Annotated in this window: 26 protein-coding genes; 4 read left to right on the top strand and 22 right to left on the bottom strand. The window is 47.9% G+C overall.

What is annotated here, in order from left to right; translation table 11 throughout:
- Positions 1-17: 17 nt before the first annotated feature.
- The 6 genes from E8L90_RS02925 to E8L90_RS02900 all read right to left on the bottom strand — a co-directional run bounded on the left by E8L90_RS02925 (position 18) and on the right by E8L90_RS02900 (position 5,245).
- Positions 18-293, bottom strand: a complete 276-nt coding sequence (locus tag E8L90_RS02925) for a hypothetical protein (RefSeq protein WP_017250361.1) — start codon at positions 291-293, stop codon at positions 18-20.
- Positions 290-1,285: a hypothetical protein gene (locus E8L90_RS02920; protein ID WP_137027916.1), complete on the bottom strand. Its 996-nt coding sequence runs from the start codon at positions 1,283-1,285 to the stop codon at positions 290-292. The genes E8L90_RS02925 and E8L90_RS02920 overlap by 4 nt, the downstream gene beginning before the upstream one ends.
- Before the next feature lie 166 nt (positions 1,286-1,451).
- Entirely contained in the window at positions 1,452-3,014 is a 1,563-nt protein-coding gene (locus E8L90_RS02915; RefSeq protein WP_137027915.1) for a YcdB/YcdC domain-containing protein, read from the bottom strand.
- A gap of 123 nt (positions 3,015-3,137) precedes the next feature.
- Positions 3,138-4,085, bottom strand: coding sequence for a 3'-5' exoribonuclease YhaM family protein (locus E8L90_RS02910; RefSeq protein WP_137027914.1), 948 nt, complete (start codon positions 4,083-4,085; stop codon positions 3,138-3,140).
- Between the two features lie 19 nt (positions 4,086-4,104).
- Positions 4,105-4,623 carry a YkvA family protein gene (locus E8L90_RS02905; protein ID WP_137027913.1) on the bottom strand — a complete coding sequence of 173 codons (519 nt, stop codon included), beginning with the start codon at positions 4,621-4,623 and terminating at the stop codon, positions 4,105-4,107.
- A complete protein-coding gene (locus tag E8L90_RS02900; RefSeq protein WP_137027912.1) occupies positions 4,616-5,245 on the bottom strand; it encodes a DedA family protein in 630 nt (209 codons plus the stop codon). Before E8L90_RS02900 ends, E8L90_RS02905 begins: the two co-directional genes overlap by 8 nt.
- Before the next feature lie 212 nt (positions 5,246-5,457).
- Between E8L90_RS02900 and E8L90_RS02895 the strand changes: the two genes are divergently transcribed.
- Positions 5,458-5,943, top strand: a complete 486-nt coding sequence (locus E8L90_RS02895; protein WP_137033242.1) for a DUF2062 domain-containing protein — start codon at positions 5,458-5,460, stop codon at positions 5,941-5,943.
- Between the two features lie 63 nt (positions 5,944-6,006).
- Here E8L90_RS02895 and E8L90_RS02890 read toward each other — a convergent pair whose 3' ends face one another.
- From E8L90_RS02890 to nadE, 3 genes are all read right to left on the bottom strand, one after another.
- Positions 6,007-6,228: a hypothetical protein gene (locus E8L90_RS02890; RefSeq protein WP_137027911.1), complete on the bottom strand. Its 222-nt coding sequence runs from the start codon at positions 6,226-6,228 to the stop codon at positions 6,007-6,009.
- Between the two features lie 64 nt (positions 6,229-6,292).
- Positions 6,293-7,117, bottom strand: coding sequence for an MBL fold metallo-hydrolase (locus tag E8L90_RS02885; RefSeq protein ID WP_137027910.1), 825 nt, complete (start codon positions 7,115-7,117; stop codon positions 6,293-6,295).
- 2 nt (positions 7,118-7,119) lie between these two features.
- Positions 7,120-7,872 (bottom strand): NAD(+) synthase, encoded by a 753-nt coding sequence (nadE, locus tag E8L90_RS02880; protein WP_137027909.1) that lies wholly within the window; start codon positions 7,870-7,872, stop codon positions 7,120-7,122.
- Between the two features lie 132 nt (positions 7,873-8,004).
- Between nadE and map the strand changes: the two genes are divergently transcribed.
- The 3 genes from map (at position 8,005) to E8L90_RS02865 (ending at position 10,566) form a co-directional block, all read left to right on the top strand.
- A complete protein-coding gene (gene map, locus E8L90_RS02875) occupies positions 8,005-8,751 on the top strand; it encodes a type I methionyl aminopeptidase (protein ID WP_137027908.1) in 747 nt (248 codons plus the stop codon).
- 178 nt (positions 8,752-8,929) lie between these two features.
- Positions 8,930-9,955, top strand: coding sequence for an LLM class flavin-dependent oxidoreductase (locus E8L90_RS02870; protein WP_137027907.1), 1,026 nt, complete (start codon positions 8,930-8,932; stop codon positions 9,953-9,955).
- 14 nt (positions 9,956-9,969) lie between these two features.
- Positions 9,970-10,566 (top strand): TetR/AcrR family transcriptional regulator, encoded by a 597-nt coding sequence (locus E8L90_RS02865; protein ID WP_137027906.1) that lies wholly within the window; start codon positions 9,970-9,972, stop codon positions 10,564-10,566.
- Between the two features lie 65 nt (positions 10,567-10,631).
- Here E8L90_RS02865 and E8L90_RS02860 read toward each other — a convergent pair whose 3' ends face one another.
- The 13 genes from E8L90_RS02860 to E8L90_RS02805 all read right to left on the bottom strand — a co-directional run bounded on the left by E8L90_RS02860 (position 10,632) and on the right by E8L90_RS02805 (position 19,624).
- Complete coding sequence (locus E8L90_RS02860) at positions 10,632-10,811, bottom strand: hypothetical protein (RefSeq protein ID WP_015892331.1); 180 nt, start codon at positions 10,809-10,811, stop codon at positions 10,632-10,634.
- A gap of 166 nt (positions 10,812-10,977) precedes the next feature.
- Positions 10,978-11,133, bottom strand: a complete 156-nt coding sequence (locus tag E8L90_RS29835) for a hypothetical protein (protein ID WP_162309028.1) — start codon at positions 11,131-11,133, stop codon at positions 10,978-10,980.
- Positions 11,134-11,313: 180 nt separating this feature from the next.
- Positions 11,314-11,661, bottom strand: a complete 348-nt coding sequence (locus E8L90_RS02855) for a PspC domain-containing protein (protein WP_137027905.1) — start codon at positions 11,659-11,661, stop codon at positions 11,314-11,316.
- A 116-nt stretch (positions 11,662-11,777) separates the two neighbouring features.
- On the bottom strand, positions 11,778-12,398 hold the full coding sequence (locus E8L90_RS02850; RefSeq protein WP_137033240.1) for a flavin reductase family protein: 621 nt from the start codon (positions 12,396-12,398) through the stop codon (positions 11,778-11,780).
- Between the two features lie 18 nt (positions 12,399-12,416).
- Positions 12,417-13,577: a homogentisate 1,2-dioxygenase gene (locus tag E8L90_RS02845; RefSeq protein ID WP_137027904.1), complete on the bottom strand. Its 1,161-nt coding sequence runs from the start codon at positions 13,575-13,577 to the stop codon at positions 12,417-12,419.
- A gap of 25 nt (positions 13,578-13,602) precedes the next feature.
- Positions 13,603-14,520, bottom strand: coding sequence for a fumarylacetoacetate hydrolase family protein (locus tag E8L90_RS02840; protein WP_137027903.1), 918 nt, complete (start codon positions 14,518-14,520; stop codon positions 13,603-13,605).
- Positions 14,521-14,909: 389 nt separating this feature from the next.
- The gene (locus tag E8L90_RS02835) at positions 14,910-15,830 is read right to left on the bottom strand and encodes an RluA family pseudouridine synthase (RefSeq protein WP_137027902.1); all 921 of its coding nucleotides are present in this window, start codon (positions 15,828-15,830) and stop codon (positions 14,910-14,912) included.
- Positions 15,831-15,915: 85 nt separating this feature from the next.
- Positions 15,916-16,395 (bottom strand): hypothetical protein, encoded by a 480-nt coding sequence (locus E8L90_RS02830; RefSeq protein ID WP_137027901.1) that lies wholly within the window; start codon positions 16,393-16,395, stop codon positions 15,916-15,918.
- A gap of 73 nt (positions 16,396-16,468) precedes the next feature.
- On the bottom strand, positions 16,469-17,173 hold the full coding sequence (locus E8L90_RS02825) for an MBL fold metallo-hydrolase (RefSeq protein WP_137027900.1): 705 nt from the start codon (positions 17,171-17,173) through the stop codon (positions 16,469-16,471).
- Positions 17,174-17,182: 9 nt separating this feature from the next.
- A complete protein-coding gene (locus E8L90_RS02820) occupies positions 17,183-17,812 on the bottom strand; it encodes a TetR/AcrR family transcriptional regulator (protein ID WP_137027899.1) in 630 nt (209 codons plus the stop codon).
- Positions 17,813-17,988: 176 nt separating this feature from the next.
- Positions 17,989-18,510 (bottom strand): thiol peroxidase, encoded by a 522-nt coding sequence (gene tpx / locus E8L90_RS02815; protein ID WP_007717107.1) that lies wholly within the window; start codon positions 18,508-18,510, stop codon positions 17,989-17,991.
- An 87-nt stretch (positions 18,511-18,597) separates the two neighbouring features.
- Entirely contained in the window at positions 18,598-19,131 is a 534-nt protein-coding gene (locus tag E8L90_RS02810) for a hypothetical protein (protein ID WP_137027898.1), read from the bottom strand.
- Positions 19,132-19,180: 49 nt separating this feature from the next.
- Positions 19,181-19,624, bottom strand: a complete 444-nt coding sequence (locus tag E8L90_RS02805) for a gamma-glutamylcyclotransferase family protein (protein ID WP_137027897.1) — start codon at positions 19,622-19,624, stop codon at positions 19,181-19,183.
- Positions 19,625-19,660: the final 36 nt, after the last annotated feature.

Below are 19,660 nucleotides of genomic sequence, written 5' to 3'. Positions count from 1 at the left end.
TTTTACCGCATTATTCGTCATGTGTTCAAGTGTTCTCGCTTTGGTTCATGTGCGATACCCACATCCGTGTTGTTGCTTTCCCATTGAACAATAAATTGTTCCAGTCGATTCATCAACCTGACGATGCGCTGCTTCTCGCCCATGCATGCTGAAATAGCAGAGAGCTGGTTCGTGGTAAAAAGCTCCACCACTTCCTGCTCCATTTCTTGAAGGCGAATCCGATAGCCCGCGATAACCTCGCGCAGGATGGCAAATCTCTGCTCTAACCGGATCGTAGCCTCAAGTTTACTCATTGTTGTTCACTGGTCGCCAGAACCTGTTGAATGCCAAGTACGATCTGCTCATGCTTATGTTTCTCTTTCATCAGCACTTCTATAGCTTGCATATTGCTTTGTTGAAAATGAGCGACAACTTCTTGGGACATTTCTTGGTTTCTTGTCTCCAAGCGGTCGATAGCTTCTTGCATCAATTTTTGTACTTCCTCGAGAACTTGCTGGTTGGTAATCGTAGACATAGTAGCTTCCTCCTTGGTAAATAATTGTTCTTGTTGTTCTTCCACCTGGTGTAAGGGATTCGCTGGTTCTTCCGATGCAATTTCTTCTGAGACGGACTCGCTGTTTCCTATCGATACAGAAGGGGCAGCAACAGCAACCTCGAGGGCCGCCTGCTCTTCCTTGGAATCTTCGCTACGAGCAATGATGTACATGGTATCACCGTCAATGCGGAAGCGGTCATCTTGTGCAGGGAGAAAAGCAGCGTCTGCAGCAATCCTTACTTCCTGCTCCAGAAAATGGACTAATGTGCGAGCAGCTACCTGCGTAATGCCATTATCGCGGCAAAACGCATACACTTGATCATTGCCCAACGTCCACTCTGCCAAAAACCATCTGCTGTCGCCTTGATATTGCACAAAGCGAGGATCGCGTTCCAATTGCAGCATACGAAGAATCTGATTCCAGCCAAACTGCGTTTGACGACGCAGCTCCGCGACAATTTGCTCAAGCTTTTTTGGTGTTTGGCTATCGCGCAAATAGCGATGAGCCAGGTCGTACACTTGATGCGGCTGGTGAGTGACCTCTACGATCGCCTCTGAGCTTCCAACTCGCACTGGAGACTGCTCCATGTTCAACACTTTATCCAGTATTGTTTTGCAGTCCAGATCCAAAAAAGCATTCAGCTCATTCGCTTCCATCCGGGAGCAGATCTCCGTACGTGGAAGGGAGCGCTCACCGGGCCGGAATACCTTTTTTACAATACTTGGTAGGGTATAAGTTGGCCGTTTCATTGCACTTTCTCCTTCGCGTGATCGGCATTGTTTGCCAAATCAAATGGGAATCAAGAAGATATTCTACAAAAAGAAAAAAAATCCTACCTGCCGTGAAGTGTTTATGAATTCCGATAATGATGAAAAGGAAAACCCGACATGGCTTCTACACCATATCGGGTCATGCTTAGTGGGACGCTTTCCATTCCAGCCAGGTTTCCTCCACTGCACCCGTTGCAGCATCGATCTGCAGCGCCTTGGCATCGGTTGTCGGTAAATACGCCAACTGCGGCAGTTTCGCTGAATGCGTCCCTACCCTCGGATACCAGTATGCCAAGCGCAGATTTGCTTCTTTGACATACGCATCCTTTGCTTTCTCATCCTTGATAATACCGTCTTTACTGATCGTAGCAGGCATAGACGGCAGGTCATTTACGTGAACAAAGACTACATTGCCCTTCTTTGCGTCCACTTCCAGGTAGAACAGTGGTCTCTTGGTAGGGATACCGCCAATCTCAGGGTGAAAAGCAAAGCTACTGATCGGCCGCACCAGATTTTGATCCGCCCAACCCGGCAGATTTTCAACAAGACTCGTCTCTTTTATAAAAAAAGATTGTTCTTTGGACAATAAGTATTTCTCCACAAATTGAACAGCGATGTCTTTTGCCTCATCATGCGTGAGCGGCTTCTCAAGCTCCTTTTCTACGGGGCCGTCCAGCTTGAATTCAATGGGCGATTTTGTTTTACGGTCGAGCGTAATCCATGCGCTTTGATACGAGCTCGCATTCCATTCATGGCGATCGATGTCACTGTTTTTATACTTTTTGTCTTCTTTTACATTTTTGTACGTGCGTTGATTTAGCTTCAGGCCAAAATCCTTCTCGAGCATCTGCTCCATTTTTTTCGTCTCTCGCCAGACACCCATGTCGGCTGTTCCTTTGATTTTCAGCGCCTTATTCGCTGTTTTATACACAGACGGAACTTCTTCACCAGACAGAGCATCTATCGTTGGGAATTGGTCAGGCACGTAAACGAGCTTGCCCGCTGACTCATCGTAGACCAATTCCAAGGATACCTTGTCTCGCCACTCCTTCATTGCCTTTTCAAGCGGTACAGCCTTGCTTGGGTCCGCTACTTCTTCTGCGGTAGGAAGCTTTAGCTTTTCTTGCTGAAAATGGACAACCTGACCCTTTGCGTCAACCATGACCCGCGCTGTCTCTTTGTCCACCCATGTATGGTTCAACTGTGGGTAGACACTGACAACCGCCAGTTGATCCAGCTCAGATGCGCGATCGAAAGAAAGCATCGCTTTTGGGGAAATAACATGGTCAACTGCTATGTAATTCCGAATAAAGTCCACAGCCTTTTGATAGGCTTCCTTTTGTTTGATCTTGGTTGTTTTGTCCCGATTCACATCAAGCAGGACAAAACTAGTCAAATCTCCCTTTGCATTTGTAGAGACAGTGAGCGTCGTATTCGTGGTAATAACACTCTTTCGATCCGAAAGATTAATGACATACCCCGAGTTGCTTGTCCCTCCGTATGAGTCCACATGAAGGCCTTTCATGAGAGGCACATAGTCCTCCTTCAATTCTGTTAACAAATGGACGATGTCTTCTGGCAACTCAATCGGTTCCAAACTCGATTTGCCATCATACGCATAGGAAGATATCGGATGTAGAAGTGCCACTGGTGTCGTGACCATGCTGACTGCCAACACAAACATGACAGCTCTGTTTCTCTTTTTCACAGGAATACCTCCTCATTTCAAGACATTACTGTTAAGACGAGCTTCCTGCAAAAACGTTTCTGATTTATCTAAAAAAATCCAACTGCTTCGTTTTGATTAGCAGTTGGCTTTTTGTTCATTGAATTAATACCCGCGCCAGACTTTTCGTCTTAGCACGCCAGCGTACGCCCATTCCTCTTCTTCCGTCATATCCGCTAGTGTTTGGCTCAAAGCGTTCATTTTGCTGTCGATCTGGTCCAGGTAATGGAACATGACAGCTGTAGGCGTTTTTCCAGATACAGCACTGCCCCAGCCGTTCTCTACCTCTCCATGATGACTCAAAATACAATGCTTCAAGTGCAGAACCTCCGCGTCCCCTAACGAAATATCTAGCTTCCGGCAAATTCCGCTCACCATCTCGACTCCCATGACCAGGTGACCAATTAACTGACCTGGCGTGGTGTAATCCGGAGCGATAGGATCAGATAGCTCGTACAGTTTTCCAATATCGTGCAAGATACAAGTCGCAATCAGTACATCCCTGTCTACCTGTGGATACAGTGGCAAGAGGCTCTGTGCCGCCGTCAACAGAGAGACAATATGCTCGAGCAATCCATGATAATAGTTGTGGTGCATGCGAACGCCAGCCGGATAATGACGAAGGCGATCCTGAATCTCCTCTGTTGCCAGCGCTTCTTGAATAATGGCCTTGAGCGTGGCACTCTGCAAGCTGTCGACTGCATGGGTAAGCTTTGTCCACAGTTCATCTACTGGAAATGGCGAGATCGGAATGAGCGACTCCATCTGAACTTCGTCTGAAGCGGCAGCCAGTCTGATCCGTTGAATCACCAGTTGCTTTTTCCCACGATACATTTGGACGGCAGCGTCGATCTTCACGACAGACTTGACGTTAATCCATTCCTTCATTTCTGCATTGACATCCCACAGCTTTGCCATGAGTGTACCGGAGCGATCTCCCAGCTCCAAATTCAAGTATTCACTCTGATTACTCGCCACGCCTGCTTCCTTGTTTTTAATCAGGCAAAAAGCGACAACACGCTCTCCCTCTTGATAGTCCAATAAATATTTCATCTATTCGTCTCATCCTAGCTTATTTTTTTCGGAACAGGGTGTCTTCCAACTTTTTCACTATTTTCTTGCCAACTAAATCATCCGCTGATCGAATCACCTTCGTAATGACAACCAAGAGGTCTTCTTCGCCATTCCAATGCTCACGTACAATCGATTCATCGATATCCACCAAAATCTTGCGCAAAGCATAAACAGCCAAAATAACGTCATCCACAAGTCCGAATCCGCCCACTAATGCCTCTGGAATAAAATCAATCGGGGTAATGAAGTAAGCAACGGCTACACCCGCTAACGCTTTTGATTGAACACCTACGCGCTTGTCTAGCATAAGGCGCGCCAAGAGAACAAACAAATCGGGTGCAAGCAGTATAAATTTGGCTACAGAATCATTGACTCCCTTGTCTTTAATGAACGTTTCGATTTTCTCACGCAATTTATCATAAAACCGTTGATGTTTTTCCGGTAATACTACAGGAACCAGTTCGGTTGGCTTCCGGACCACAGGCAATAGATTTTCGTTGTGGTTTTCTTCACTCATTCTGATCCCTCCGTAATTGCTTTTTTACATTCGCCTTGTGTCTAAAATACGACCAGGCTGCGATCAAAGCGAGCAAAGTGATAAAGAAGATCGCAAGGTTACGGGCAATCAAATCAAACAGCTCATCCCAGCGTTCTCCTAATTGCCAGCCAAGCGTCACAAAAAGCAAGCTCCAAAACAGCCCACCCAAATAGGTATAAAGCATGAAAGTCGAAAATGGCAATCGCGTGATCCCGGCAAAATAGGCTGTAAACTGACGAACACCAGGGATGAAATAGCCTAGCGGAAGTGCCCATTTTCCGACGCGATTAAACCACTCTTCTGTTTTTTTGTAAACGGTATAGCCCATACCCAGTCGTTTCCCATATCGCTCGAGAAAAGCGTAGCCTAGCGTTCTGCCGATCCAGTATGCTGCCGTCATCGCTGTAACGGAACCGAGAAAGCAGACAAAAAAAGTAGGCCAATATTCCAATTTTCCCGTTGAAACAAGGAATCCTGAAAAAACAAGCAGCGTTTCTTCTGGCAAGGGCATCCCCAAAATTCCTAGAAAGAACAATCCAAACAAGGCGCCATACCCATATTGCGCAATATAGTCACCGAAGGTTCCCATTACACCTTCCACGAATGTCACCACTTTTCCAGCAAGCTACCCTCTTCCATTATGCCAAAAGAAAGGCGCATTCACAAATAAGAGCTCGGATGGCAACTATTAATTTTTGCCAACTTGGAGATACTCTACAACATCAACCGAAAAACGAATCCAGCTTCACCATTCGCCTGACCCTTTGGGGATTTTACAGACAAATGACTGGGTACAAACGAGGGATAGCACGGATGTGGAAAAAAATATATCGCAAGCTAAAATTCGAGTACTACAAGGTGCTGAGAATGAAAGGGGCTCCAGCTTTCGTCGCCCGCGGATTTTCGCTCGGAATCTTCATCGAGTTTATTACCCTGCCTACTTTTGGCATCGCGTTTCTGTTGCTCTTCCCACTCTGCAAGCTATTTCGCGCCAGTTTGCCTGCTGGTTTGGTTGCGTTTGTCATCGGAAAGCTCATCTTACCGCTTTTCATTCTTTTCAATTATAATATTGGATACGTGTTGATCGGCAAACCGTTACAAAAGCATTTGAATCATCACGAGTCTGGGATGCAATGGCTTGTCTGGGTGAAAGAAAAAGGACTTGTCTATTTTACCGGGAGTGCCATTATGGGGCTGATTGTCGCGTTCGCGAGCTACTTTCTCGTTTTAACTGGCCTTCAATTGTATCGCCGCAAGAAATTACGGCGCTCATTACCTGAGGAAAGTCCTCCCCCTTAATTGCTCGAACGAAAAAGACCGGTCCGACAATCGATGTCAGTCCGGTCTTTTTTGCTCGCAATGTTATGCAAAGTAGCCTTTATCGTGCAGGTGCTCCATGATTTCGGCAACAGTTTTGTCTTCTTTCAAGAGCTTCACGGTTACTTCCACTTGCTCTGGGGACAAACCGTTCGCTCCGAGGCTTTCCTTGATCAACACGTCGTTAGGGCGACGAAAGTACGTTTGCAACGTACGCTTCACACGTCCTTCCAGACTTGTTCTCAGCATCAATTCAGTTGTAGACATCTGTTCCACCTCTTTCCTAGAAAGATTTGCGTAACCCCTATTATCTTATAAAACCGTGGAATAATCAACCTTTCTGCGAAATAGCTTCCTTGCTTAGTTGATCCCGGTTTTGGTCATGGGATACACGGAGATGTTCATCGATCGATACACCATCATACGTCAGTTGGGAAAACTGCTCTCCCAGTACCTCTTCCCCTACGTTATTAGCGATACCCTCGAAAACAACTGCACGTGCATCCAACAAGTATTGGCGATCCCGTCCAATTCGATGCAGGATTTCCTCGCGTCCTTTTGCAGGTACTCCGTGTCCAGGAATGACTTCTTCCACTTCTCCTTGAAGAACCAACCATTCGATCTTTTCCAGACTCTCCAAATAGGCACCACTGTCATCGATAAACGGGAACTCCAAATTGGATAGCATGTCACCGACAACAAGCAGCTTCTGCTCCCGGAACAAGGTCGCCATCTGATCGGGTGTATGTCCTGGTACAGGCAGGAAAAAAACTTCCTGCCACTCTTGGGCATCCTCCACAAATTTCGTGAACTTCGGCATTCCTACTTCATACGATCTGACCACGTAATACGACTCGTCAAACTTTTTCGCCTTGTTCAGCTTAGCCTCGATCCGTCCAGCTGTGAGGATTTCCTTTTGTGCAATGACTGTGGCATCTGAAAATTTTCCGACTCCCACAATATGATCCCAATCTCCGTGAGTCAGGACGAGAACGAGCTCTCTTCCATTCCTCTCACTCTGCACATAATCAGCAATCGCCTCTACCTCATGGGGAAAATAGGCCGGATCAAACAAGTAGAGACGTTGCTCGGTTGAGACGACTGCACTGGTCGTTTGCCACAAACAGCTTGTAAACAGCTTGTAGGTCTGTGCCATATCTATATGCCTGGCATGATATTGCGCTTATGCTCAGAGATTCGATGCAGGTAATCAATACGTTCCTTGGCTGCCGGTCGAGTTTCCCCTGTAATCAGCAGACGGTCCAGATCCTCATAAGTGAAGCCCATCTCCTGTTCATCCGTCTGCCCTTCCCACAAATCGGCAGAAGGCGGCTTTGTGATGATCTCTCCAGGCACCCCGAGCTCAGCAGCAAGAATCCTCATCTCATGCTTCGTCAGGCTAGCTACTGGATTAAAGTCAGCAAGACCGTCTCCGCCTTTTGTCATATAGCCAACATGAATCTCGCTGCGGTTGCACGTATCCGCTACCAAGTATCCTTTTTGGTTAGCGATGGCGTACAGAACTGTCATGCGCAAGCGAGCCTTTGTATTTCCCTTTGTTTTATCATCAAGCCCAAGTACACCTTCGATAGCAGGAACCAAAGCGTCGTAGGCTGGCCCTACATCTACCGTGTGCAAATTCATTCCAATCGCTTCAGCAAGTTGCTTGGAATCCGTTTCATGAACAGTTTGCGAGTATGCAGGCAACCAAACGCCAATGACGCGTTCAGAGCCTAATGCACGCACACACAGCGCTGCCGTAACGGCACTGTCAATCCCTCCAGAAATACCGACGACTGCACCGCCGAGGCCATTTCCGTCAATTTGCTCACGAATAAAGGCAATACGTTTTTCCACGTCTTCTTTTACATGAATCTGGTAGTTCGCCAGATGTTCTTGAAACTTGTCCACGCTACCTACCCCCAAGGTTGATTATTTCTCCCTCATCCTACCATGCCGTTTTCGGTGTGGCAATTGGCGCAGAACGGGACTACACTATATACTATAGAGAGTTCCTGACTAACGAGGAGAAGGAGAGAGTCGATGATTATCCTCAAGACACCTGAAGAAATTGAACTCATGCATGCAGCAGGCAAGGTTTTGGCTGCTTGTCATCGTGAGATTGCCAAGATGATTCGTCCAGGCATTTCTACCTGGGAGATTGATCAATTCGTAGAAGAATTTTTGGCTGAAAATGGCGCGTCCCCTGAGCAAAAAGGGTTTCATGGATATCCCTATGCTACATGCGGTTCAGTAAATGATGTTATCTGCCATGGCTTCCCGAAAAAAGAGCCTCTGCGTGATGGCGATATCGTCACAATCGACATGGTTGTTCGCAAAAACGGTTGGCTGGCTGACTCCGCTTGGTCTTATGAAGTGGGAACAGTATCCCCGGAAGCGAAAAGACTGCTAGAAGTCACTGAAAAATCGTTGTATCTCGGTATTGAGCAAGCTGTCGTAGGCAATCGGATCGGCGACATTTCCCACGCCATCCAAACGTATGCCCAAGAACAAGGCTATTCCGTCGTGCGCGATTTTACCGGACATGGTATCGGTCAGGAAATGCATGAGGAGCCGTTCGTTCCTCACTTTGGCCCTCCTGGCAGAGGACAACGCCTCAAAGAAGGCATGGTTATTACCATTGAGCCCATGCTAAACATCGGGACGTACCATGCGACGGTCGATGAAGATGGTTGGACAGCACGTACACGCGACGGGAAGCTGTCCGCTCAATACGAACACACCCTCGCTATTACCACGAATGGACCTGTTATCTTAACAAAACAATAAGGATGTACGAAGGAGCCCTTGCATTGTCAGGGCTCTTTCTTTTTCTCCCAATGTGCTCGGTCGCACATCCAAGCGTTGACATACCTTCCGCTGCTCCGTATGATGCAAGTACGTTTTGTTACTACTCAGTAACAAACTATCTGACCAGCTACCGCTAAGCACAAGGAGGGTCCATCCTATGTCCGATACAATATCATCTAAGCAACTACGAGATATCCCATTGTCCGTTCTCGATTTAGCACCCATTACGGAGGGTAGCAACGCTGCTGAATCGTACAAAAACAGTCTCAATCTGGCACAACAAGTGGAAAAATGGGGCTTTACACGTTATTGGCTCGCCGAACACCACGCAATGCCCAGCGTAGCCAGCTCTGCCACCTCTGTACTCATCGGTTACATAGCCGGTGGCACCAGCAAAATCCGTGTAGGCTCAGGCGGCATTATGCTACCCAATCATGCTCCGCTCGTGATCGCCGAGCAATTCGGGACACTGGCGTCCCTCTATCCAGGCCGGATCGACTTAGGTCTAGGAAGGGCACCCGGGGCGGACCAACGAACAGCACGTGCGCTACGCCGGGATTTGCGGATTGGTGGAGAGGATTTCCCGGAGTTATTGGAGGAGCTGCGTGAATATTTTCGTCCACGAACAAGTGAGTCAGCCTCAGCCATCCGCGCTATCCCTGGCGAAGGTCTGAACATCCCGATCTGGCTGCTTGGTTCCAGCGATTTCTCAGCACGACTGGCGGGCATGCTCGGATTGCCGTTTGCTTTTGCTGGGCATTTTTCACCGAACTTCACCTTGCCTGCCTTGCAGACGTATCGCCATTGTTTCCGTCCATCGGCAGTGCTAGATCAGCCATATGCCATGGTTGGCGTCAACGTGATGGCTGCCGATACGGATGAGCTCGCGAATCGACTGGCCACCTCCCATTATCAGGCATTCTTAAATCTCGTCCGCGGCGATCTCAAACCCATCCAACCACCTGTGGACAATATGGATGAGCTATGGAGCGAATTCGAAAAACTGTCTGTCCAAGCACAATTGCGTTCTTCTATCATCGGCAGCCCTGTTACCGTGAAAAGCAAACTGCAAGAGTTGCTCAATGCTACAGGAACAGATGAGCTCATGATTACGACGCAAATGTACCACCATGCCGATCGTATGCGCTCTTTTGAAATAGTCGCCGACGTCTGGAAGTCTTAAATGGGGGATCGTATATGACGGAAGCAAAACGGCCTCGCGTGCCTCGTGAAAAAGCACAAGAGATCATCTTGAACGCTGCGGAAGAATTGTTTTATCAAGAAGGGATCCATGCCGTCAGTGTAGACGCCATCGTCGAGCGTGCTGGAATGAATAAAATGAGCGTCTACCGGCAGTTTTCCTCGAAAACGGACCTGATTCTCGCCTACATGAAGCGCAAGCAAGACGTTTTTTGGCAAGAGTGGGAAGAGAGCATCGCGAAACATCCTAATCGGCCACGAGAGCAACTCATTCAGTTTTTTGCTGATCTGGCTGAGCGCGCGACCAACGAACAGTTTCGCGGGTGTTGCTTTATCAATATAGCTGTCGAGTTTCCTGATCCGGTTCATCCTGTTCGCGAGTTGGTTTGCTCCCATCAGAAACGAATCCGCGACGCTTTTTTGGATCGCACGACTGCTCTTGGCGCTGCGCATCCATGCGAGTTGGCCTATACGCTTATCTTGTTAATGGAAGGTACTTATGCGGATAGCCAGACGTACGGAACCGATAGTGCAGCGATCCGCATGGTTCCTGCCATCGTAGAAAAAGTTTTGGATCAAGCGCTTCACAATTAAAAAAGTGGCTCCCTGCCTTCTTCGGGCAGTTGCCACTTCCTCTTTTTGTCGCTCATGCAGCTTTTTTAGCGCTGAGCACTGGTCGCATACTTGTCTTGTTTCGACGTCATTGCTTCTAACTCTTTGACGTCTTGTTCCAAGTCATGGATGTCTTCTTCAATCAGTTTTTTCAGATGTTGCTTTTCCCGCAGAATTTTGCGGGTTTGCTCCAAACGCTGATTCAAATCGAACACGCCGAGATACACTGCTTTTCCCTCCCTATGTAGGTTTTCCACCTTACATGTTATGCAGCGATCGCCAGAAGTTGCTGACCATTTTTTTGTGGGATCAAAATAGGTAAACCGGAAAGAGACTTGTGGCTTTTACGCCTGAACTGTGACCGGAGAACAATAAGCACTTTATAAATGAGTACTACTTTTTTATGAAGCTTGACACCAACAGCAGAATTAAACCTGGTAGAGATGTGTAGTACCACGCTTCTTTTGGAGCAATGCCCAACGGAACAACTACTCCTAAAAAAAGTAATACTATACCAAAAATTCCTATTCGTCTTTTTTTAAGAATCATCAAATTTCTCCTTTGATTCAGTATAGAGACCCAGTGCCTCACTTGTTAAATTGCGTATCAATTGTTTAGTACTCATTTCTTGTTCATGATGATTAAAACGCAAAAACCCGTTAGACGGTCACTTTGTTCAAAGCATCCATCTAACGGGTCACAATTCTGCCCTGGAAATCCCTTATTGTTTTAAAGTCCTTTGTACTTAGCCAACTCTTCTCGCAGACGATACACTTCCTGTACCAAAGCACGCTTCTCCAGACGGTCAATCTCCTGATCCAAATCGTTCATACGTGCATGTCCACTATATGGAACATCCTGCATCGGGAAACCATCAGAAGCGTATGACCACTGCGGTTCCTTTGGCATGATCATCGCCATCAGCAAGTAAAGCAAAATCGGTACTCCTGTAAAAACAGTGAGAACGACCACTCCTACACGTACCAGCGTAGAGTCAATGCGCAAGAACTGCGCAATCCCACCACAAACTCCAAATAACCGTTTATCATGAGAACGGTATAGTCGTCTTTCCATCATTACATTCCTCCCTTTCCACGGTATCCGCTTGCCTTGTATCTACAGGATACCCGATAGGCGATTCCGGTAAAATGGTCCGTAGAGGGATTTGTCCTCCGTCGCTGGACGGAGATCAATTATTTGACAGGCGGCTCATAAATAGGGCGCGGACGATCAAACTGTTCACCCAAAGTCGCATACGTATGACCCGCTAATCGGCTAACGGGGGCAAACGCTGTCGCATCAATCCGTCCTGCATGATACAGCTCATCCGCTACATGTACATGCACCACTTCCCCGATTATCAGATCCGAAGTCGTCGGACTACCTAATTCCACAATCTGATGCAGCTTGCACTCAAAATGGATGCGGGATGCGCATAGTCTTGGCACCTTGACGCGAACAGATGGGGCGACTTCCAGCCCCAATGCTTCTGCTTCACTGATCTCTGGCGGATAATCAGCAGAAGTCTGATTGACTGCATCCACATTGTGGACGTCCACCATGTTGACCACGAATTCTCCCGTTTGGATGATGTTTCGTGCCGTATCTTTTGGGACACTACCCGGCTTGCGCATGACAGCAACCGAAACCATCATCGGTTCAATGCTGGCGACATTAAAATAGCTGAAAGGAGCGGCATTGACGATTCCTCCCTCCCCTATCGAGGTGACCCAAGCGATCGGCCGCGGGACGATACATCCGATTAAGAGCTTGTATTTTTCTTGACGTTCAATCTCGTGAATAGCGATTTCCATTGCGTTTTGCACCTCTTTCTATTCCTTCGGTGGCAACCAGCTTGACATATATGCCTCATCCTCAATTTCCAACGCTTGCTTTGTGACGTGAAGCGGGTGGAATGTGTCCAGCATGACAGCCAGCTCCTGCGTTTCTTTTTTCCCAATGCTCGCCTCTACCTTACCTGGATGCGGCCCATGAGGTATCCCCATTGGATGCAGAGTGATCGAACCCTCGTAAATACCGTTTCTGCTCATAAAATTGCCTTCTACGTAGTATAACACCTCGTCACTTTCTACGTTACTATGGTAGTAAGGCGCAGGGATCGCTTGGGGATGATAGTCGTACATCCGCGGAACGAACGAGCAGATGACAAAGTTTTGACCGGCAAAGGTTTGATGGACAGGTGGCGGTTGATGTATACGTCCAGTAATCGGTTCAAAATCATGAACACTCAGTGCATACGGATACAAATATCCGTCCCAGCCCACGACATCAAACGGATGAAAGTCAAAAAAGTAGCTGTAGACCACGGATTGGCGTTTGACGCGCACCTCGAAGTCTCCGCTTTCCACATACGTCACCAGTTTTTCCGGCAAACGAATGTCACGTTCACAAAACGGCGAATGTTCCAACAATTGTCCGTGCTCGTTGCGATAACGCTTTGGTGGCACGATCTCATTCTGGGACTCGATGACGAGGAAACGGCTCTGCACAGAAGGTACAATCCGGTAGGTCGTGCCGATCGGAATGACGAGGTAGTCACCCGGCTTGTAAGTGAGTGTACCGAAAATCGTTTGCAGCTCTCCCTCTCCTTGATGGACAAAGACAACTTCATCCCCATCCGCATTGCGATAGAAGTAATCCATCGGCTCTGTCGGTGCGCATACTGCCATGACGACATCGTTATTCCCCAGCATGTAGCGACGTCCGAAAATCGGGTCTCCGCCTGGCTGAACATCAAACGTTTTAAAATGCTGATGCTTTAAATCAACCTGTTCTACATATTCCAAGCGGACATCTGCGTATTTGCGCGTCTCCCTTACTTGGGTAGGCGGATTGTGGTGATACAGAATCGATTGAATCCCGGAAAACCCTTTGGTTCCCATCACTTGCTCGCGGTACAGTCCCCCATCCGGCTTGTAAAACGTCGTATGCCGCTTTTGTGGAACTTCCCCCATTCGTTGATAAAAAGCCATACGTTCCTTCCTCCTTTTTTCATCGTTATTCACAAATCGTATTGCGAAGCACACCGAGGCGTTCCACCTCTAGCTCTACTACATCACCTGGTGCAAGCCAAGCATACTGCTCTGTCCCCAGCTCCAAAATGCAGCCAGTCCCTACTGTTCCCGATCCAATAACATCTCCGGGATACAAGTAGCAATCCTCCGAGGCGCGGGCAATCATTTCAGCAAATGTATAGTGAATGTCTTTGAAGTTTCCTTTTGAATACTCCCTACCATTGATGCGTGCCACCATTTCCAGATCGAAGCGGCTGCCCTTTTCGCCTGTCATACTTACATCCGCCAGCTCATCCGGTGTAACTAGCCACGGCCCCATGGAGGTTGCGAAGTCTTTACCCTTGGCTGGTCCTAAGCCGACCTTGACCTCTTCCCGTTGTATATCCCGGGCACTCCAGTCGTTTAAGATACAATATCCTGCGATGTGCTCTTCCGCTCGTTCTACTGAAATGTTTACACCTGCTTTTCCAATCACGCAGGCGATTTCCAGCTCATAGTCCAGCCACTCGGTTGCTTTTGGTCTGCGAATATTCGCTTGCGTCCCAGTAAAAGCCGCTGCATTCGAAAAATAAAAGACGGGAAAGTGATACCATTCGGGAACCATCGGAAGTCCTCGTTTGGCTCGCGCTGTCATCACATGAGCCTCGAAGGCGTAAAAGTCACGAAAGCTGGCAGGACGTGGAAGTGGCGAACCTAGCTCGACTTGTTCCAAATCCCAGCCATCCTGTGCCTCGTATGCTGCTTGGAGAACAGGTAACCAGTTCGCCCACTCCTCGAGCAAACCTAGCACTGTACTCGGCGCCCCGGGACAAGCATGTGCAATATCTTTGACTTTTCCTTCGTGCAAGAGCCCCGCTCGCCAAGCATCCCTTTCCCATTCTCGATAGGAAACCAGCTTCATGAAACCCTCTCCTTCTCTTGGACAATAAGAAAACCTATATCGATGCTTGCTCAAGGATGAGCGACCGCGTATTAGCGGAATGTTTTACGTAATATCGGGAAGAAACCCGAAGAGGTTTATGCTTTCCGATATGATAAGAAAACCCAGCTCACCCCCAAAGCGATTCCGGTGCATGACAAATAAAAAGGGAAGCCCTCTTTGTCAAAACGATCCGAAACAGGCATCAGGCGCAAGCTGGGTCTCGTCTGCTACTGAAAAAAATCTTTGCGGGATTTTCCCCCGCAGACAGCCAGCTATTCACTGTTGTGTTTCCAAAGTTTGTTACGAATTTCTTCTATCATATCGAAAACGCTTACCGCTTTCCAGAGGGAAATGACGAAATTTTTCGCCTAAGTCATTTCCTTGCACGGATAATCGGGAAAAAATTGCTGGGCTAGCTGCTCCATATCACTTGGCAGCGGCTCCTCCCAGCTCATCGCACGACCGCTACGCGGATGGACAAAGGATAGCCCCCATGCATGCAAAGCTTGTCTGCCGATATGCTCCCGTTCTCCCCCGTACAGATCATCTCCGGCAAGTGGGTGCCCCTCACTACTCATATGTACGCGAATCTGATGCGTACGCCCCGTCTCCAGCTTCACCTCGACAAAACTCATTCCTTCCCCTCGGGCAAGCACACGATAATGGGTAACAGCTGTCTGCCCATCCGGCCTTACCTGTCTGGTGATAAACGAATTTTCTGCAAGGCCAATCGATGCATCAATCGTACCTTCGTCTGATTCCACGATCCCTTGAACGATTGCTCGATAAGTCCGCTGTAATGTCCTGATCTGCTGCATGCGGCTGAATTGTTCGTGCGCCCATTGATTTTTCGCCACGATCATCAAGCCTGATGTATCTTTATCCAAACGGTTCACCGCTCGGAACTTTCTGTGCTCGCCACGCTTTTTCCAATACGCGATCATCCCGTTTGCCAAAGTTCCACTGGGATGATTTCCTGTCGGATGAACAACCAATCCCGCTGGCTTTGCGATGACCATCAAATCCTCGTCCTCGTATCGGATGGAGAGCGGCATGTCCTCTGGGGCAACGGTCTCTTCCGCCTCTTCTTCAACCATGACTGCTATTTTATCGCCAGCATGCAATTTTTCGTTTACAAATACGAGGACGCCATTCCGTGTAATGGAGCCTTTAAACTTGGCACGAATGAGCAAGCGACGCGATACACCATACCGCTTTTGCAGTACTTCTCGCACGGTTTGCCCTGCATCTGCCTCATCGACCGTGAAGCTTATTAATTCTTCTAGCATGTTGTCTCTCCTTTAAGTCTTCCCTCCTCCTCAGTATAGCAAAAAACGATCATGGCTGTTTGGCCATAACCGTCTAGAGTATCTATCAGATGTTGTCTTTCACTTCGATGACAAATGCATGACCTGCATCGCCTTGCGTCCACTGACCGCGAACATCGAACAAATACCAGCCAGGCTGTTCGGGTACCTTCCACTGATTGCCATTTTCAACTGCCTGCTCTACTACTTTCATGCCGTTCCATTGAGTCACCTTGAGCGTATTGGCAGTTGGCTGCTGGGCAAAAGTGACGGTCAGCGTCGCCCCCGGCTTCACTTGCAGGGGTGCAGGCTTATGCTCTGCGACGAGTTCAGGTGGTGCCGCCGTATCCTTGCAGATCGCCTCGTTATTATAGCTCCAGCAGGAAGATGCAGGGACTGTCGCGGCTGTTTTTCCACTCCATTCAATGACTGGTTGTGGTGGCTCCGCAAGCTGCGAATTCCCTTGCACGGATGATCCGTTCCCACATCCCGTCAGTAACAGTGTCACTATCAGAAATAGTTGACTAATCCATCCTACCTTTTTCATCGAATCACCTCAAACCTATGACGCTAGAAAAAGGGGATTCGTTTCATACGACTTGGTTCAGTCGATCATTGTCCTATGATTGCCAAACACTCGTTGGAATCGAAAAAGAAGTAGAGACTTCTTTCAAATAATCATCGAGCTGTTCTGCCGGATTTTCGATCGGTTTACCATGGCACACTTCCAAATGACGTGGTCGCAATTGGCGGACGATCAAGCTGCTTTTGAGTGCTTGGGCCATATCCGCCGTAAACATCGGCATGGGACGATGCAGTTTGCCGCGTTTGGAAGTAAACAAGTCTCCCGCCAAAAGCACGCCATCCTTTTCGTGATAATACACCACATGCCCCGGAGAATGACCAGGTGTCAGATAAGGTTGCAGTCCGCCAATGGGAGCTATATTCCCTTCGGTATCCTCCGGCAAAGGCTGAGCCAAGCCAGGCTGGACGTTTACTTCCAACTTTTTACGACGCGGATACAGCTCTTTTCCTTCCATATACGGAATCTCGATTCGATGGGCATAGACCGGTACGGATTCAGCCGCCACAATTTTTTCAACGGCCCCCACGTGATCCGAATGACCGTGCGTCAGCAAAATTCGCTTGAGTGGTCCTGCATTCAACTGCTTAATAAAGGCCATAATCCGTTTCGTCATAAATGGCATCCCCGCATCGACAAGCGTAATGCCATCTTCCTCCCTGACAATCCAGACCCGCAAAGGAATCAACAACCACGCTTTGATACACCAAATGTTGGCCGAGATTTGCTCCACTCTCATCATTTTCTCTCGTCACTCCCTGTTCATTATTTTTTGACTTCCGGCGAGAAAGACATCTATGGATAAAGCAAATGTAGGTGCTAGCCTTTCCATCAAGCTGTCTAAAGGTTCTTCGGAATGTGTATACGTACCGACAATGCCATGCAGCGTGTAGAAGTAAATCCGTGCTTGGGCCAGCGCTTTTTCTTCCTCTATGTCACTTGGCAAGCATCTCCTTACAGCCTGCCTCAATAAACCAAACAATTGATTGCGCAGCGTTTGCAATTCTTTTTCCGGTTCCTCTACATCGATCCGTGTGGCTTTGATCATGAAGAATAAGGTATACATCGTTCGATTGCGCAAGCAAAAGTGGATGAACTGTCTGCTGATTTCACGTAGATTCTCTTCTGGTGTTTGTCCTAGTTTGGACAGTATTTCTTCCATTTGGAGAGCCAAGCTTTGTAAAGGTTCCTTAGACAGATGATGAAGCAGTGCTTCTTTGTCCTTGAAATAAATATAGAGGGTTGTATGGGAACAGCCGGCTGCTTTGGCGATTTCCCTAATGGATACCGTATCAAAGCCTCGGGTAGCGAAAAGGTCTGCTGCCGCCGTCAAAATCGCCCGTTTCGTTTCTTCTGAGCGTATTTCTTGTTTGCTTGCCATGCGTGAAATTCAGCTCCTTGCTTTTTGAATTTTTTATAACCATTGGTTAGTAACCGTTGGTTATAATATAACCACTGGTTACTAAAGCCGTCAAGATTATTTTTCCACTAGCTGCAAATAAAAAAAGCCCCCTTCTCGTCAATTGGACAAAAAGGGAGCTTCCTTATGAAAATTGCTTACTTCGCAGCTTGTGCAGCAGCAATCGCAGCTTCGTAGTTTGGATGCTCACCAGCAGCAGCCACATACTCAGCGTGTACAACCTTGTCGTTTGCATCGATTACGAATACAGCGCGAGCCAAGAGGCGGAATTCTTTGATCGCTACGCCATAAGCTGTACCGAAGGACAGGTCTTTATGGTCAGATACTGTTTTCACTTTGTCGATGCCAGCAGCACCGCACCAGCGGTTTTGCGCGAATGGCAGGTCAACGGAAACTGTCAGCACTGTAACGCCTTCCAATTTCGCAGCCTCTTCGTTGAAACGGCGAGTTTGTGCATCACACACGCCAGTGTCAATAGAAGGGATTACGGAGATGATGCGAACAGTACCTTTGGAGTCTTCCAAAGTTACAGGGGACAGATCGCCACCTACTACAGTAAAGTTAGGAGCAGTATCTCCTACTTTGATTTCAGGACCAAGCAGTGTTACAGGACCACCTTTGAATACAAATGCGCCTTGACGCTCAACAGCAGTTGTCATGATTTCTTCCTCCTCACCAAATCTTTCATATGTACCTCAATATCATACCCTATCATTCACTTTTTTTCACTATGCCAATAGTAGAAATTACAGATTCACTTGCACTTTTCCGCTTTGCTTGGCTTGTACAACGGCGATTCGCTTCACTTCATGCTCGTACTCCCAATCCGTTTTCGCATTTAGCTCATGACAGCGCATCAGCGCGTGATAGAGGGCAAAAGCGAAGGTAACCTGCTTCATTTCGTACCGCGTTCCATGTGCTTTCGGCAATGCCGTGTTGATAATCTCAATTTGATACGTGGCTTTTTCCCGCTTGTCCCTGACTGGCACGATATATCCCATACGCTTTAAGACATGGCCGTAATCGAATTCTCCTTCATCGTCAAAATCAATGGTGTCGTCCGATGTTGCCAAATACTCCAGCAAGGTCCCCATATCAAGCGTATCGAAGCAAGCAGGCTGTGGCATGGACAAAACTGAGCCGTCATTGTTTACAAAATAAATATGGTCGCGATAATGAAAGATCAGTTCATCTTCCGGAACTTCGTCGGGAAACATCCAGTGATTTTGCGGAATCAGGTAACGCCAGATTTGTGCAGGTTCACAGTGGAGTAATTCCATGGCAGGGCTCCCTCCTTTTCCCTACCAGTTTTGGCAAAACTAGCACCGGCTATTCAGACAGCTCCTGCATGTAGCGTCGCCAATTCCCATGGGAAATGTGCATCCCTGTTTGCTTGACCAGGTCTTGATCCAAATAACGATAAACGTAGACGTTCACGACCTGACCTGTTCCTTCCATGGTCGAGGGCACGATGATCCGTTCATATTCATTGCGCGGATCACCCTCGCCATAATACGTCTCCAGCTCATCCAGTCCAGCTAGTGCTTGCTCGTACACGTCAGGGGCAAACGTAACGATCTCCCCCACGACCTCCTGCTCTCCTTTCAGCAATCCTGGATAGCCTGCCAGCAAATGATAGATCTCGCCTCGAATCGTCGCAGGTGTTGCCTCATGCTTATATGGATTCACGTAATTCCTATGATTTCCAAAGCCCGCCAAAAGTGTGCCGTACACAAATACAGGCAGCTTGTCGTTTTGATTGTTCACGTTCATCCATCCTCCTGTGATCGAAAAAAGGGTGTCTTGTGT

This window comes from Brevibacillus antibioticus (assembly GCF_005217615.1).
Classification (GTDB): domain Bacteria; phylum Bacillota; class Bacilli; order Brevibacillales; family Brevibacillaceae; genus Brevibacillus; species Brevibacillus antibioticus.
Note: the sequence above shows the minus strand (reverse complement) of the source record. Positions and strands in the feature narration are given on the sequence as shown.

Excerpts from the sequence above, each read along its gene's own strand:
- E8L90_RS02925 (WP_017250361.1), bottom strand. The coding sequence starts at position 293 with ATGAGTAAACTTGAGGCTACGATCCGGTTAGAGCAGAGATTTGCCATC.
- E8L90_RS02920 (WP_137027916.1), bottom strand. The coding sequence starts at position 1,285 with ATGAAACGGCCAACTTATACCCTACCAAGTATTGTAAAAAAGGTATTC.
- E8L90_RS02910 (WP_137027914.1), bottom strand. The coding sequence starts at position 4,085 with ATGAAATATTTATTGGACTATCAAGAGGGAGAGCGTGTTGTCGCTTTT.
- E8L90_RS02905 (WP_137027913.1), bottom strand. The coding sequence starts at position 4,623 with ATGAGTGAAGAAAACCACAACGAAAATCTATTGCCTGTGGTCCGGAAG.
- E8L90_RS02895 (WP_137033242.1), top strand. The coding sequence starts at position 5,458 with ATGTGGAAAAAAATATATCGCAAGCTAAAATTCGAGTACTACAAGGTG.
- E8L90_RS02890 (WP_137027911.1), bottom strand. The coding sequence starts at position 6,228 with ATGTCTACAACTGAATTGATGCTGAGAACAAGTCTGGAAGGACGTGTG.
- E8L90_RS02885 (WP_137027910.1), bottom strand. The coding sequence starts at position 7,117 with ATGGCACAGACCTACAAGCTGTTTACAAGCTGTTTGTGGCAAACGACC.
- map (WP_137027908.1), top strand. The coding sequence starts at position 8,005 with ATGATTATCCTCAAGACACCTGAAGAAATTGAACTCATGCATGCAGCA.
- E8L90_RS02870 (WP_137027907.1), top strand. The coding sequence starts at position 8,930 with ATGTCCGATACAATATCATCTAAGCAACTACGAGATATCCCATTGTCC.
- E8L90_RS02865 (WP_137027906.1), top strand. The coding sequence starts at position 9,970 with ATGACGGAAGCAAAACGGCCTCGCGTGCCTCGTGAAAAAGCACAAGAG.
- E8L90_RS29835 (WP_162309028.1), bottom strand. The coding sequence starts at position 11,133 with ATGATTCTTAAAAAAAGACGAATAGGAATTTTTGGTATAGTATTACTT.
- E8L90_RS02855 (WP_137027905.1), bottom strand. The coding sequence starts at position 11,661 with ATGATGGAAAGACGACTATACCGTTCTCATGATAAACGGTTATTTGGA.
- E8L90_RS02850 (WP_137033240.1), bottom strand. The coding sequence starts at position 12,398 with ATGGAAATCGCTATTCACGAGATTGAACGTCAAGAAAAATACAAGCTC.
- E8L90_RS02845 (WP_137027904.1), bottom strand. The coding sequence starts at position 13,577 with ATGGCTTTTTATCAACGAATGGGGGAAGTTCCACAAAAGCGGCATACG.
- E8L90_RS02840 (WP_137027903.1), bottom strand. The coding sequence starts at position 14,520 with ATGAAGCTGGTTTCCTATCGAGAATGGGAAAGGGATGCTTGGCGAGCG.
- E8L90_RS02835 (WP_137027902.1), bottom strand. The coding sequence starts at position 15,830 with ATGCTAGAAGAATTAATAAGCTTCACGGTCGATGAGGCAGATGCAGGG.
- E8L90_RS02830 (WP_137027901.1), bottom strand. The coding sequence starts at position 16,395 with ATGAAAAAGGTAGGATGGATTAGTCAACTATTTCTGATAGTGACACTG.
- E8L90_RS02825 (WP_137027900.1), bottom strand. The coding sequence starts at position 17,173 with ATGATGAGAGTGGAGCAAATCTCGGCCAACATTTGGTGTATCAAAGCG.
- E8L90_RS02820 (WP_137027899.1), bottom strand. The coding sequence starts at position 17,812 with ATGGCAAGCAAACAAGAAATACGCTCAGAAGAAACGAAACGGGCGATT.
- tpx (WP_007717107.1), bottom strand. The coding sequence starts at position 18,510 with ATGACAACTGCTGTTGAGCGTCAAGGCGCATTTGTATTCAAAGGTGGT.
- E8L90_RS02810 (WP_137027898.1), bottom strand. The coding sequence starts at position 19,131 with ATGGAATTACTCCACTGTGAACCTGCACAAATCTGGCGTTACCTGATT.
- E8L90_RS02805 (WP_137027897.1), bottom strand. The coding sequence starts at position 19,624 with ATGAACGTGAACAATCAAAACGACAAGCTGCCTGTATTTGTGTACGGC.